We start from the raw sequence: 13280 nt of genomic DNA, 5'->3' as shown, positions 1-13280 counted from the left end.
AAACCCCTCAAGGAGCATTGTCATGTCGCTTTCACGTCGCCGCTTCCTTGCCGCCAGCGCGGCCGTGCCACTGTTCGCGCCGTCGTTGGCGCTAGCGCAAGCCAAGGAATTCCGCCTCGGCCTGATCACGCCCAATGGTCATTCCTGGAACAAGGCGGCGCTGAAACTCGGCGACGACCTCAAGGCTGCTACCAACGGCCGCCTGACCATGACGGTGTTTCACTCCGGCCAACTCGGCAATGAACCGGCGATGATGCAGCAATTGCAGTCCGGCGCGCTCGATATGGGCTTCATCCAGGCCGCCGAGCTCGGCTCGCGCGTGCCGCATATCGCTGCGATCAACGCGCCCTACATCGTGCGCTCGACGCCGTCGGTCGCCAAATTCGTTCGCCATCCGGCCGCGATCAAGCTGTTCGAGGTGCTGCCGCAGGAAACCGGCACGATTGGCCTCGGCTGGGGCATCACCGGCATGCGCGCCATCTTCTCGTCGAAGGACCTGACGACCTTGGCCGATATCAAGGGCATGAAGCTGCGCATCAACCCGACGCCGGTCTATCGCGATTTCTATTCGTCTCTGGGCGCGGCGCCGACGCCGATCCCGACGCCGCAGGTGTTTGACGCCATGGCGAACGGCCAGGTCGACGGCCTCGAGGCGGACTTGGAGTTCTCCTGGAACCAGCGCTTCGACAAGGTGTCGAAAGTCATCCTGCAGATGAATGCCGTCTTCATGCCGATGGCAGCGATCGTCTCCGGCCGCGTCTGGCAATCGCTGCCGGCGGCCGACCGCGAGCTGATCACCAAGACCGTCAAATCGACGCTCGATGCGCAGATCGATGAATTGGCCGGCAATGAGCCCAAGCTGATCGAGAACTTTAAGAACGCGCCGATCCCGATCCGTCAGGTCCCGGCCGGGGATACCGAAGCGGTCATTGCCGAATTCGACAAGGTCTGGCTGCCCAAGGCCCCGGTCCTTGCCGAGTTGCGCAAAGTCGGCGCGACGCTCTGATCCCATCCCATCGTTTTCAAGCCAAAGCCCGGCGGATTCATCAGTCCGCCGCAACAATTCCAATGGAGCTAAACAAATGAGCCCACGCATTTCCTGGGAAGGCGTCTTCCCGGCGGTCACCACGCAATTCAATGACGACCTGTCGCTCAATATCGATGCGACCGCCAAGGTCATGGACGGCCTGATCCGCGACGGCGTTTCCGGATTGATCGTCTGCGGATCCGTCGGCGAGAACACTTCGCTGGAGCGCAAGGAGAAGGTCGCGATCATGGAAGCCGCGAAATCCGTCGCAGCGGGTCGCGTGCCCGTGCTGTGCGGCATCGCCGAGTTCACGACCGCCTTCGCCGTCGAAACCGCCAAGGAAGCGGCGCGCGTCGGCATCGACGGCGTGATGGTGATGCCGGCGCTGGTCTATTCGTCCAAACCGCACGAGACTGCCGCACATTTCCGCGCGGTCGCCACGGCGACCGACCTGCCGGTGATGCTCTACAACAATCCGCCGATCTACAAGAACGACGTCACGCCGGACATTCTGGCCTCGCTCGCCGACGTCGAGACCGTCGTCTGCTTCAAGGACTCCTCCGGCGACACACGGCGCTTCATCGACACCCGCAACATGGTTGGTGACCGTTTCGTCCTGTTTGCTGGCCTCGACGACGTCATCGTCGAGAGCGTCGCCATGGGCGCGGTCGGCTGGGTCTCCGGCATGTCGAACGCTTTCCCGCGCGAGGGCGAGACCTTGTTCCGCCTCGCCAAGGCGGGGCGCTATGCCGAGGCGATGCCGCTGTACGAATGGTTCATGCCGCTATTGCACCTCGATGCCCGTCCGGACCTCGTCCAGTGCATCAAGCTTTGCGAGCACATCATGGGCCGCGGCACCGCGCTGACCCGTCCGCCGCGGCTGGCGCTGCTGCCGCACGAGAAAGCAGAGGTCGAAGCGATGATGGCGAAAGCGCTCAAGAACCGGCCGGTGCTGCCGAACGTCGGCCTAAAGGCCGCGTAAGCGGCCTACTTGGCGGCCCGCGCCTTCGCGTTCAGCGCCGCAGCAACGCGGCTGACCGGCGGGCGGCCGATCAGCCCACTGACGACATTGGTTGCAGCGACCAGCTTTGCCATATCGACGCCGGTCGCAATGCCTATGCCTTCGAGCATGTAGACCACATCCTCGGTTGCGACATTTCCCGTCGCGCCGGGGGCGTAGGGACATCCGCCAAGACCGCCGGCGGCGGAGTCGATCACGCGGCAGCCCTCTTCCATCCCGGCGTAGAGATTGGCGAGTGCCTGGCCATAGGTATCGTGGAAATGCATCGCCAGATTGGCCATCGGCACATGGCCGGCGACCGCGCGCAATAGCTGCCGCGCCTTCGAGGGCGTGCCGACGCCGATGGTGTCGCCGAGCGAGATTTCGTAACAGCCGAGATCCCACAACACCTTTGCGACATCGACCACCGCCTGCGGCTTGATCTCGCCCTCATAGGGACAGCCGAGCACAGTGGAGATGTAGCCGCGCACCCGGACGCCATCGGCCCTCGCGCGGGCGAGCACCGGCTTGAAGCGTTCGATCGATTCCGCGATCGAACAATTGATGTTGGCGCGGGAAAAGCTTTCCGACGCCGCAGCGAATACCGCGATCAGTTTGGCGCCGGCGGCCTGAGAAGCCTCGTAGCCCTTCTCGTTCGGCACCAATACCGGCAGTTCGCAATTCGTATGGTGGTTGACGCCCCGCAACACCTCGGCCGATCCGACCATCTGCGGGATCGCCTTTGGAGAGACGAAGGCGCCGACCTCGACGGTGTGGAGGCCCGCGCCGATCAATGCCTCAATGAACGCGATCCGGTCGGCGACGCTGATCGGCGTCTTCTCGTTCTGCAGCCCGTCGCGCGGGCCGACCTCGACAATGTGAACGCCTTCGCTCATGACACAGCCGCCGGTTCGATTTCGGCGAGCTCGACGCCTTCGCCGACGATATCGCCGACCTTGCACCTGATTTTCTTCAACACGCCCGCAAACGGCGCACGCAGGGTCTGCTCCATCTTCATGACTTCCAGCGTCAGGATCGCCGCGCCCTTCTCGAGCGTCGCGCCTTCCTCGGCCAGCAGTGCCACCACGGTCCCCGGCAGCGGCGCCACGATCTTGTCCTCGCCGACCAGTTCCTCCGTCTCGCCGCCGAACGGATCGACCCAATGCAGATCGAAGCGGCCGTTCCGGGTGCGGAGGTAAAGCTCGTGGCCTTCGATCACGGCCGTGACGCGCGATTTTATGCCCTCGATCGTCAGATCGAAGCTGCCTTCTTCCGCGGGCGACGTCGCGAAAACGAACTCATGCTTGCCGATGGTCAGTTTCGATGCACCATTGCCATAGTGCAGCGTCACCCCGTGTTCGGTGCCCTGCCCCTGACGGAAGGAGAACACCCGCTTTCGCTGGCCGACCGGCATCCAGCCAAACGTCTGCCAGGGTGAATGCGCTTGCTTTCGCGCGGCGTTCTGCTCATCGACAACAATTGCCGCTACCGCGGCACAAAGCTCGAGGTCCCCTGCCGTTCCCGACGATTCCGTCAGCTTCTTCAGTTCGCGCTCGATGAAGCCGGTGTCGATGGTATTGGCGCGCACCTGCGGGTGCGTCACCAGCGCGGACAGGAACGCAATGTTGGTGACGATGCCGCGGACGTCGGTCTCTTCCAGCCCACGGTTCAGCCGCTCGATCGCCGCCTGCCGGGTCGGCGCCCATGCGATGACCTTGGCAAGCATGGCATCGTAGTATGGCGACACCGCATCGCCGCTGCGGTAGCCTGCATCGATCCGCAGGCCGTCGACCGCCTCAGGCGTGCGCCAGGTCCTGATCCGACCGACCGACGGCATAAAATTCTTCTGCGGATTCTCGGCATAGACCCGCGCCTCGATGGCGTGTCCGTTCAGCTTGATCTCGTTCTGCGCCAACGGCAGCGTTTCGCCGAACGCCACCCGCAACTGCCATTCGACGAGGTCGACGCCGGTGATGAGTTCGGTCACGGGATGCTCGACCTGCAGGCGGGTGTTCATTTCGATGAAGAACACCTCCTTGCCGTCGGAGACGAATTCGATGGTGCCGGCGCCGACATAATTGACCGCGGCAGCCGCCTTGCGCGCAGCCGCGCAGACTGTTTCGCGTTGCTTGGCGTCCAGCGTCGGCGACGGCGCCTCCTCGATCACCTTCTGGTGCCGCCGCTGCAGCGTGCATTCGCGCTCCCAGAGCGAGAGCAGATTGCCGTGGCTGTCGCCGATGATCTGCACCTCGATGTGCCGGGGGTTTTGCACGAATTTCTCGATCAGCATGCGATCGTCGCCGAACGCAGCCTTCGCTTCGCGTTTGGCGCTGACGATCGCCGCCGCAAGCTCGCCGGCCGAATTGACCACGCGCATGCCCCGCCCACCGCCGCCGGCGGAAGCCTTGACCAGCACGGGGAATCCGATCTTCTCGGCGGCCTTCGCAAGCGTCGCCTCGTCCTGGGCCTCGCCGTGATAGCCGGGCACCAATGGCACGCCAGCCTTTTCCATCAGCGCTTTCGAGCCGGACTTCGAGCCCATCGCCGTCATCATCTCGGCCGTGGGGCCCACGAACACCAGCCCGGCATTCAGGCAGGCCTGCGCGAATTCGGCATTTTCAGACAGAAAACCGTAGCCGGGATGCACCGCCTCGGCGCCGGTCTGGCGCGCCGCTTCGATCACGCGCTCGACGTTGAGATAGCTGTCTCGCGCCCGGGCCGGTCCAAGCAGCACGGCCTCGTCGGCCATGGCGACGTGCATGGCGTCGCGGTCGGCCTCGGAGTAGACGGCGACAGTGCGCAGGCCCATGGCGCGGGCGGAACGGATCACACGGCAGGCAATCTCGCCGCGGTTGGCGATCAGGAGGGTGCGAAAACGCCGGTAAAGTTTCGAGCGGTCCATCATCACATCCTGAACAGGCCGAATTTCGTGGGTTCAATCGGCGCGTTGGCCGCGGCGGACAGCCCAAGGCCCAGCACCAGGCGGGTGTCGGCGGGATCGATCACGCCATCATCCCACAGCCGCGCGGTGGCGTAATAGGGATTGCCCTGGCTTTCATACTGGGCACGGATCGGTGCGCGGAACTTGTCCTCTTCCTCGGCCGACCAGCTTTCGCCCTTCGCCTCGATATTGTCGCGGCGGACCTGGCTCAGCACCATGGAGGCCTGTTCACCGCCCATTACCGAAATACGCGCGTTTGGCCACATCCAGAGGAAACGCGGAGAATAGGCGCGGCCAGACATGCCGTAATTTCCGGCGCCATAGGAGCCGCCGATCACGACAGTGAATTTCGGCACGCCGGCGGTCGCGACCGCCGTCACCAGCTTGGCGCCATCGCGCGCGATGCCACCGGCCTCGTATTTCTTGCCCACCATGAAGCCGGTGATGTTCTGCAAAAACACCAGTGGAATATTGCGCTGGCAGCACAGCTCGATGAAGTGCGCGCCCTTCAGCGAACTCTCGCTGAACAGGATGCCATTGTTGGCGATGATGCCGACCGGATAACCCCAGATATGGGCGAAGCCGCAAATCAGCGTCGCGCCGTAGAGCTTCTTGAACTCGTCGAACTCCGAGCCGTCGACGATCCGCGCGATGATATCGTGCACGTCGAACGGTTTTCTGCCGTCGGCGGGGACGACGCCGTAGATTTCCTCGGCGGGAAACAGCGGCTCCCGCGGCTCGCGCATGTTCAGCACCGCGCGCGTCGGCGGCTTCAGCATGGCGACGATGCGCCGGGCGATTCCGATCGCATGTGCATCATTCTGCGCATAGTGATCGGTGACGCCGGAGTGGCGGGAATGCACGTCGGCGCCGCCGAGCTCTTCGGCGGATACCACCTCGCCGGTCGCGGCCTTCACCAACGGCGGACCGCCGAGGAAGATGGTGCCCTGATTGCGCACGATGATGCTCTCGTCCGACATCGCCGGCACATAGGCGCCGCCCGCGGTGCACGAGCCCATCACGATCGCGATCTGCGGGATGCCCTGCGAGGACATCTGCGCCTGGTTGTAGAAGATGCGGCCGAAATGCCGCTCGTCCGGAAAGATCTCGTCTTGCATCGGCAGGAAGGCGCCGCCGGAATCGACCATGTAGACGCAGGGCAAATTGTTCTGGCGCGCGATATCCTGCGCGCGCAGATGCTTCTTCACCGTCATCGGATAGTAGGTGCCGCCCTTGATGGTGGCGTCGTTGGCGACGATCACGCATTCACGGCCCGAAATACGTCCCACCCCGGTAATGACGCTCGCAGAATGGACGTCGCCGCCATAGAGCCCGTGGGCTGCGAGCGGCGATAGTTCGAGAAACGCCGTGCCGGGATCGACCAGCAGGTCGACGCGTTCGCGCGCCAGCATCTTGCCCCTCGATGTATGCCGCTTACGCGACACCTCGCCGCCACCGCCGGCGACCACCTTGAGCTTCTCGCGCAGTTCGGCCACGAGACCCCGCATCACATCGGCATTGCGGGCAAACTCGGAGGATGCAGGATCGATGGTGGAATGAAGCGGCATGATCGGCGTTTTCTTTGGATGCGAGGGAGCCGTTGGAACGGCTTCAGGACGGCCGGAACGTAACGTTCGAGGAAGATATGACAGCCTGTATCATCTTTGCCTCGATGTGAAGTTCAAGCCGTCTTTTCGAACAGCTCCCGGCCGATCAGCATGCGGCGGATTTCGCTGGTGCCGGCGCCAATCTCGTAGAGTTTGGCGTCGCGCAACAGCCGCCCGGTCGGGTAGTCGTTGATATAGCCGTTGCCGCCGAGGAGCTGGATGGCGTCGAGCGCGCATTGCGTCGCCTTCTCCGCGGCGTAGAGGATCGCACCGGCGGCGTCCTCGCGCGTGGTCTCGCCGCGGTCGCAGGCTTTTGCCACGGCGTACACGTAGGCGCGCGAGGCGTTCATCGTGGTGTACATGTCGGCTATCTTGCCCTGCACCAGCTGGAAGCTGCCGATCGGCTCACCGAACTGCTTGCGCTCGTGCACGTAGGGCAGCACCACGTCCATGCAGGCCTGCATGATGCCGATCGGCCCCGCCGCCAGCACCGCGCGCTCATAGTCGAGGCCGCTCATCAACACATTGGCGCCACGGCCGACCTCGCTGAGCACATTCTCTTCCGGCACCTCGCAATCCTCAAACAGCAGTTCGCAGGTGTCGGAGCCGCGCATGCCGAGCTTGTCGAGTTTCTGCGCCGTGGAAAAGCCCTTCATGCCCTTTTCGATGAGGAAGGCGGTGATGCCGCGCGGGCCGGCGTTAGGATCAGTCTTGGCGTAGACCACCAGCGTGTCCGCCTCAGGGCCGTTGGTGATCCACATCTTGTTGCCGTTCAGCACGAAGCGGTCGCCCTTCTTTTCGGCGCGGGTCTTCATCGAGACCACGTCCGAGCCAGCACCCGGCTCCGACATCGCGAGCGAGCCGACATGCTCGCCCGAGATGAGCTTCGGCAGGTATTTGCGCTTCTGTGCATCACTGCCGTTGCGGCGGATCTGGTTGACGCAGAGGTTGGAATGGGCGCCGTAGGACAGGCCGACGGAGGCTGATGCCCGCGACATTTCTTCCAGTGCGATGCAGTGCTCAAGATAACCGAGACCCGCGCCGCCATATTCCTCTTCCACCGTGATGCCGTGCAGGCCGAGCGCGCCGATCCTGGGCCAGAGATCGCGTGGGAACTGATTGCTGCGGTCGATCTCGGCGGCGCGCGGGGCGATTTCGTTTTGCGAAAACGCATGCACGGTCTCGCGAATTGCGTCCGCAGTCTCGCCGAGGTCGAAGTTGAGAAGCAGCGCCCTGTTTGAGGCCATCGTTCCACCCTTGCATATCTTCGAATTAAACGATCATACGTTTTTTTACTATCCTCGCAAGTGGGACATATTGAGGCTCAAATGAACGCCGCAGAAAATTGAAATTACTATCTTTTCGTGCCAGAATTATACGGCCGCTTGCTCGTTTCAAGGGCGGCGAACGCCCTCCACTCTCAGAGGCCAAATGGCGCGGACGATCGGCTCACACGGCCCCAAGACGATGGAGGCGATCCGCAAAGCCGGGCTGCGCCTGATCTTCGAGCACGGCTACGCGGCGATGAGCCTGCGCCAGCTTGCGGCCGAAGTCGGGATCCAGTCGGGCTCGCTCTACAATCACATCTCGACCAAGCAGGAATTGCTGTTCGTGCTGGTACGGGACCACATCAACGAGCTGCTGCGCCAGCTCGATCGCGCCCTGCAGGGGAAACAGGGGCCGGCCGACAAGCTCCGCGCCTTCGTCGCCTTTCACGTCAGCTACCACATGACCAAGAAGCGCGAGGTCTTCATCGCCAATTCCGAGCTGCGAAGCCTGGAGCAGAAGAACTACGAGGAGATCGTGGCGCTGCGCGGCGCCTATGAGCGGCGGCTTGCGGAAATTCTCACCGAGGGTGTCGCGGAAGGCGAGTTCGAGGTCGTTGACATCCAGGTGGCGACGTTTGCGATCCTGTCGCTCCTGACCGGCCTCACTGCCTGGTACCGGCCCGGCGGGCGGCTCACCAAGGAGGCGATCGTCGCCGCCCATGAGAAGCTGGTACTATCCGGCGTCGCTCCTGGCGCGACGGTTGACCGGGCGCAAACCAAGCGCGCGCCCTCCCCTGATGTCACGGCTCGCGGCAGGCCGGAGGGCGGATGAGGTGCCGATGACGGAACGTCAACCCCTCGACGAATTCGACCTAAAAATCCTGTCCGAGTTGCAGAAGGACGGACGCATCCGCAACAATGAGCTGGCTGATAGAGTCGGCCTGTCGGAGCCTCCGTGCCGGCGGCGCGTTCGGTCCTTGCGCGAGCGCGGCTATGTCAGTGCTATCCGAGCCACGCTCGACGAAAAGCTCCTTGGTTATGAGGTTATTTCCTACGTATTGATTCAGTTGCAGAGCCAGGCTCAGGCGACGTTGCAGGCGTTCGAAAAATCGATCGCGGCAATACCGCTGGTCCAGCAGAGCTGGCGCATTTCGGGCGACGCCGATTATCTGCTCAAATGCGTGGCGCGAAACGTCGAGGGCATGCACCAGCAGCTTCTGCAATTTTCAGCGATGCCCGAGGTCCGCAACATTAGGACCTTCCCGGTGCTTGGCGTCGCCAAGGATGCGCCGCTGCCGATATCCCCAAGTCCGGCGGCATCTAACCCGGCACAGTAGTCCTGTCCATAACGCCCTCGCGTCGCGCGACCGGAAAGCGTGCCGGCCGGGCTCTCTCAGTGGGTCCAGGGCTCGACGCGCTTGAAGGCGAAATTGTCGGCGTAAGCGGCCGGCCGGCGCACCGAATCCTTGGGCTCGATCACCTGGTAGGCGATGCCCTTGCGCTCGCAATAGGCGATCGCGTCTTCCTTGGTGTCGAAGCGCAAGGTGAGCTGCTGCTTCATGTCAGAGGATGAGGTCCAGCCCATCAGCGGCTCGATCGCCTGCGGCTGCTCGGGCTCGTAATCGAGCTGCCATTCCTGGGTCTGGGCCCTTCCCGATTGCATCGCGTTCTTGGCAGGCTTGAAAATGCGGGCGGTCATTGGATGGTCGGGTCCTCAAGCGATATGGAAGCGTTTGGTGGAAACGGCCGGGATAGTATAGAGACACCTTTCATGAATTTGATCGGTGATTCCGGAAACCCGGATGTACCATTTCCGTGCCGGTATAGTCATTATGCCGTAATGTGACAATCCAGGGCTATCCGGCGCCCAGGACCCGGTCTTGCGGCACGATCTTCCCGAAAGCATCACGAAGCGGCACCCATGAAAATCAACGCCACCCTGCCAGAAAAAGGACGCGACCTCCGGCTCGACCTGTTTCGCGGAGTCGCGAACTGGGCGATCTATCTGGACCATATTCCAGACAATGTCGTGAACTGGATCACCACCCGCAATTACGGGTTTAGCGACGCCGCCGACCTGTTCGTCTTCATTTCCGGCTATACCGCCTCATTCGTCTATGCCCGGATGATGCTCGAGCGCGGCTTCATTGTCGGCGCCACCCGGCTGACCAAACGTGTCTGGCAGCTTTATGTCGCCCACATCATCCTGTTCGTGATCTATATCGCCTCGATCAGCTATCTCGCCCTGCGCTTCGGCGATTCCCAACTGGTCAACGACTTCAATGTGGTCGGCCTGATCGACAACGCCACCGAAACCCTACGGCAGGGACTGTTCCTGAAGTTCAAGCCGGTCAATCTCGACGTGCTGCCGCTCTACATCGTGCTAATGGGTCTGTTCCCGCCGGTGCTATGGATCATGCTGCGCCAGCCCAACTGGACCATGGTGGCGGCAATCGTGCTGTGGCTGGTGTCGCGGCAGACCGGCTGGAACCTGCCCGCCTACCCGCAGGGTACCTGGTACTTCAATCCGTTCGCCTGGCAGGTGCTGTTCGTATTCGGCGCATGGTGCGCGCTAGGCGGCGCCCGCAACAACCTCGCGATCATCAACGCGCCTATCACGCTGTATCTGTGCATCGGCTATCTGATCTTCGCCCTGATCATGACCATGGCCGGCCGATTCCCGACTTTCGGCGAAATGTTCCCGCAGTGGCTGTATTCGACGTTCAATCCTAACGACAAGACCAACCTCGCGCCGTATCGCTTCCTGCACTTCGTGGCGATCGTGATCCTGATCATCCGCTTCGTGCCGAAGGAATGGCCGGGGCTGGAGTGGAGGATTTTCGATCCGCTGGTGGTCTGCGGCCAGCAGTCGCTCGCCGTATTCTGCGTCGGCGTGTTCCTGTCGTTCGTCGGGCATTTCGAACTGTCGATGAGCTCGGGCTCGCTGTTCGCGCAGATCTTCGTCAGCGTGACCGGCATCGCGATCATGACCATCGTCGCCTACTACATTTCCTGGTCAAAGCGGCAGGACAAGCCGCTGAAGCCGGCGGCGCCGAAGGCCGCCTGAGCGGCTCTCGGCTGGTCTCCGGCAGGCGGGTTCAGGCCGGCTGCGCGGTCGATGCCACCAACGTCCGCACGTCGGTGTAGATATTGACTAGCGGCGCCACCACCTTGTGCATCGCGTTCTTCGATACGATCGTGTCGTGGATCACCAGATGATCGACGCCCGTAGTCAGAAAGCAGTTCACGGCGTCCTGCGGCGCTTCCACGATGGGCTCGCCCTTGATGTTGAATGAGGTGTTGATCAGCACGGGAACGCCGGTCAAGGCCTCGAATTCCTTCAGCAGGCGGTAGAGCATCGGATTGGTTTCTTCGCGCACGGTCTGGACGCGTGCAGTGCCATCGACATGCACGATCGCCGGGATCTTGTCGCGCCATTCAGGGCGAACCGGCTTGGCGATCAGCATGAAGGGCGAGTCTTCCTTGCCTTCAAAAATATCCTTCATGCGCTCGGACAGCACGATCGGCGCGAACGGCCGGAACGCCTGCCGGTGCTTCACGCGGCTGTTGAGGATGTCCTTCATCTCGGGCTTGCGTGGATCGGCCAGCAGGCTGCGGTTGCCGAGCGCGCGCGGCCCGAATTCCGAGCGGTCCTGAAACCAGCCGATCACCTTCTGATCGGCGAGCAGTTTGGCGGTGTCGCGGCAGACATTGTCGCTCCTGACGGCGTCGACCTGGATCCGCACCAGAAACTTCTGTAACTCCTTGGCGGCATCCTGGTCGCTGTAGCGCCTGCCGACATAGGCGTGATCCATCACGAAGGCGCGGCGCTGCTTCAGGATTTCGAGCCAGCCGTAATAGGCGCAGCCGATCGCAATCCCGTCATCGCCCGCGGCAGGCTGAATCCAGACGTTCTCGAAACCGGCTTCGCGGGCGACGCGCCCATTCGCCACGCAATTCAGTGCAACGCCGCCGGCCATACAGAGGTTCTTCGCGCCGGTGGTTTCGCGCAACCAGCGGGCGCGGGCCAGCAGCACGTTCTCGGTATCGTCCTGCGTGCGCCAGGCCAGGTCTTCCCAGTGCCGCATCGCAGGGTGTTTCTCCCAGTTGCTGCCGGGTTCGAACACGTAAGGCTGCTTGAAGTCGGCGGTCCAGTGCGGCACGTGCAGCTTGCCGTCGTGCAGTTCGAGCAGATGCTTGACCTGGTCGCGGCGGCCATAGGGCGCCAGTCCCATCAGCTCGCCGCACTTGTTCCAGTCGCCAAAGATGTAGGTCGAGGCGCGGCTGTAGAGCGCGCCGAGCCCGGGCATGGTGTAGAATTCGTCGCTGAGGAAGCCGCGATCCGGCTCCATCCAGACCTTCTTCAGGCACTCGAGGGTCGTCCCATTGAACCTGTAATAACTTTCGGATTCTCGTGCCAGCGCTGTTGCCGGGTCGCTGGCGGGAAATGATTCCATGACGTCGGAGCGATAGCTGCCGACGCCATCGACGATCATCACGACGCCATCCTCGAACGGCGACACCGCGAACGCGCTGTAGGCGTGCGCGAGATGATGAGAGATCGTGACCACCTTGTCCGAATGTTTCAGATACAGCGGATGCTTGGCTGCCTCGTCGCGCTCGAATTCCGGCAGGAAGCCCGGCGCGTCGAAATAGACCAGCCGCTCTTCCATTTCCGGGACCGGCAGGATGTAGCAATTGCGCACCACCAGATCGACGTCGTCGAGCGCAATGCCTTCGGCTTCGAGACAATAATCGATCACTTCTTTGTAGAAGCCCGATGCGTGCTTGGCCCGCGTGATCCGCTCCTTGGCGATCGCAAACGCAATGGCGCCGTCGCGCAACAGGCAGGCGCTGACATCATGGTCATAGGTGTTCAGACCAAGGACATAAGTGTGTTTTTTTGGCATGGGTACTCGTCAGGAGAGGATCGTCTTGCGCTGAAAAATGGAGATCGTGTCGACATCAAGTTCTTGGCGTGGCCTTGCAGATTTTTTCAATCGAAGTTCTGCAGCGCACAATCCTAAGTGTTCATCCAACATTCAGGAAGATGAATGCGCGCCGCAGGAATCCGCAGCAAAACCACCGTAACTTGACCTTACCTTCCCTTCTCAATAAAGTCCGGAAAGCCCGCAAGAACCTTAGTAAAAATATTGTCTTAGTGCATCTGAACTGAAAGCATTCTCGCGCGTCTACGTGAGATAGTGCCGAAGTGCAGGTGTTTCGGAAGTGACCGGGAGATTCTCGAATGGCTAAACGCTACAATATCCTGACCCGCTGTCTTGCAGCGCTGGCTTTGTTGTTCGTCTACGTGGCCAGCACGTCTGCGATTCTGGTGGGCGGAACAACCACGTCCGCACAGGCGTACCGCGGCAGAGGCAGAGGCTATTATGGCGGCCGTGGCTTCTATCGCGGCGGTCGTGGCTTCTATCGCGGC

General features: G+C 62.2%; 11 protein-coding genes. 5 read left to right on the top strand and 6 right to left on the bottom strand.

From position 1 onward, the window contains the following. Positions 1-22: 22 nt before the first annotated feature. A complete protein-coding gene (locus tag V1273_RS17185) occupies positions 23-1006 on the top strand; it encodes a TRAP transporter substrate-binding protein (RefSeq protein ID WP_334382281.1) in 984 nt (327 codons plus the stop codon). A 76-nt stretch (positions 1007-1082) separates the two neighbouring features. Next, entirely contained in the window at positions 1083-2009 is a 927-nt protein-coding gene (locus tag V1273_RS17180; RefSeq protein WP_334382282.1) for a dihydrodipicolinate synthase family protein, read from the top strand. A 5-nt stretch (positions 2010-2014) separates the two neighbouring features. On the opposite strand, the gene V1273_RS17175 is transcribed toward V1273_RS17180, so the two are convergent. The 4 genes from V1273_RS17175 to V1273_RS17160 all read right to left on the bottom strand — a co-directional run bounded on the left by V1273_RS17175 (position 2015) and on the right by V1273_RS17160 (position 7822). Further along, positions 2015-2923: a hydroxymethylglutaryl-CoA lyase gene (locus V1273_RS17175; protein WP_334382283.1), complete on the bottom strand. Its 909-nt coding sequence runs from the start codon at positions 2921-2923 to the stop codon at positions 2015-2017. Continuing rightward, entirely contained in the window at positions 2920-4929 is a 2010-nt protein-coding gene (locus tag V1273_RS17170) for an acetyl/propionyl/methylcrotonyl-CoA carboxylase subunit alpha (protein ID WP_334382284.1), read from the bottom strand. The genes V1273_RS17175 and V1273_RS17170 overlap by 4 nt, the downstream gene beginning before the upstream one ends. Positions 4930-4931: 2 nt before the next feature. Next, the gene (locus tag V1273_RS17165) at positions 4932-6536 is read right to left on the bottom strand and encodes a carboxyl transferase domain-containing protein (protein WP_334382285.1); all 1605 of its coding nucleotides are present in this window, start codon (positions 6534-6536) and stop codon (positions 4932-4934) included. A gap of 113 nt (positions 6537-6649) precedes the next feature. Further along, entirely contained in the window at positions 6650-7822 is a 1173-nt protein-coding gene (locus tag V1273_RS17160) for an isovaleryl-CoA dehydrogenase (RefSeq protein WP_334382286.1), read from the bottom strand. Between the two features lie 184 nt (positions 7823-8006). Between V1273_RS17160 and V1273_RS17155 the strand changes: the two genes are divergently transcribed. Further along, positions 8007-8675, top strand: coding sequence for a TetR/AcrR family transcriptional regulator (locus V1273_RS17155; protein WP_334382287.1), 669 nt, complete (start codon positions 8007-8009; stop codon positions 8673-8675). 7 nt (positions 8676-8682) lie between these two features. Next, complete coding sequence (locus tag V1273_RS17150) at positions 8683-9180, top strand: Lrp/AsnC family transcriptional regulator (protein ID WP_334410315.1); 498 nt, start codon at positions 8683-8685, stop codon at positions 9178-9180. Between the two features lie 56 nt (positions 9181-9236). Here the strand turns inward: V1273_RS17150 and V1273_RS17145 are convergent, their stop codons facing one another. Continuing rightward, positions 9237-9542 (bottom strand): ETC complex I subunit, encoded by a 306-nt coding sequence (locus V1273_RS17145; RefSeq protein WP_334410314.1) that lies wholly within the window; start codon positions 9540-9542, stop codon positions 9237-9239. 222 nt (positions 9543-9764) lie between these two features. Here V1273_RS17145 and V1273_RS17140 point away from each other — a divergent pair, with 222 nt between their 5' ends. Further along, positions 9765-10910 (top strand): OpgC domain-containing protein, encoded by a 1146-nt coding sequence (locus tag V1273_RS17140; protein WP_334368872.1) that lies wholly within the window; start codon positions 9765-9767, stop codon positions 10908-10910. Positions 10911-10941: 31 nt separating this feature from the next. Here the strand turns inward: V1273_RS17140 and V1273_RS17135 are convergent, their stop codons facing one another. After that, complete coding sequence (locus tag V1273_RS17135) at positions 10942-12753, bottom strand: carbamoyltransferase family protein (protein ID WP_334410313.1); 1812 nt, start codon at positions 12751-12753, stop codon at positions 10942-10944. Between the last annotated feature and the right edge of the window lie 527 nt (positions 12754-13280).

This window comes from Bradyrhizobium sp. AZCC 1721 (assembly GCF_036924715.1).
Classification (GTDB): domain Bacteria; phylum Pseudomonadota; class Alphaproteobacteria; order Rhizobiales; family Xanthobacteraceae; genus Bradyrhizobium.
Note: the sequence above shows the minus strand (reverse complement) of the source record. Positions and strands in the feature narration are given on the sequence as shown.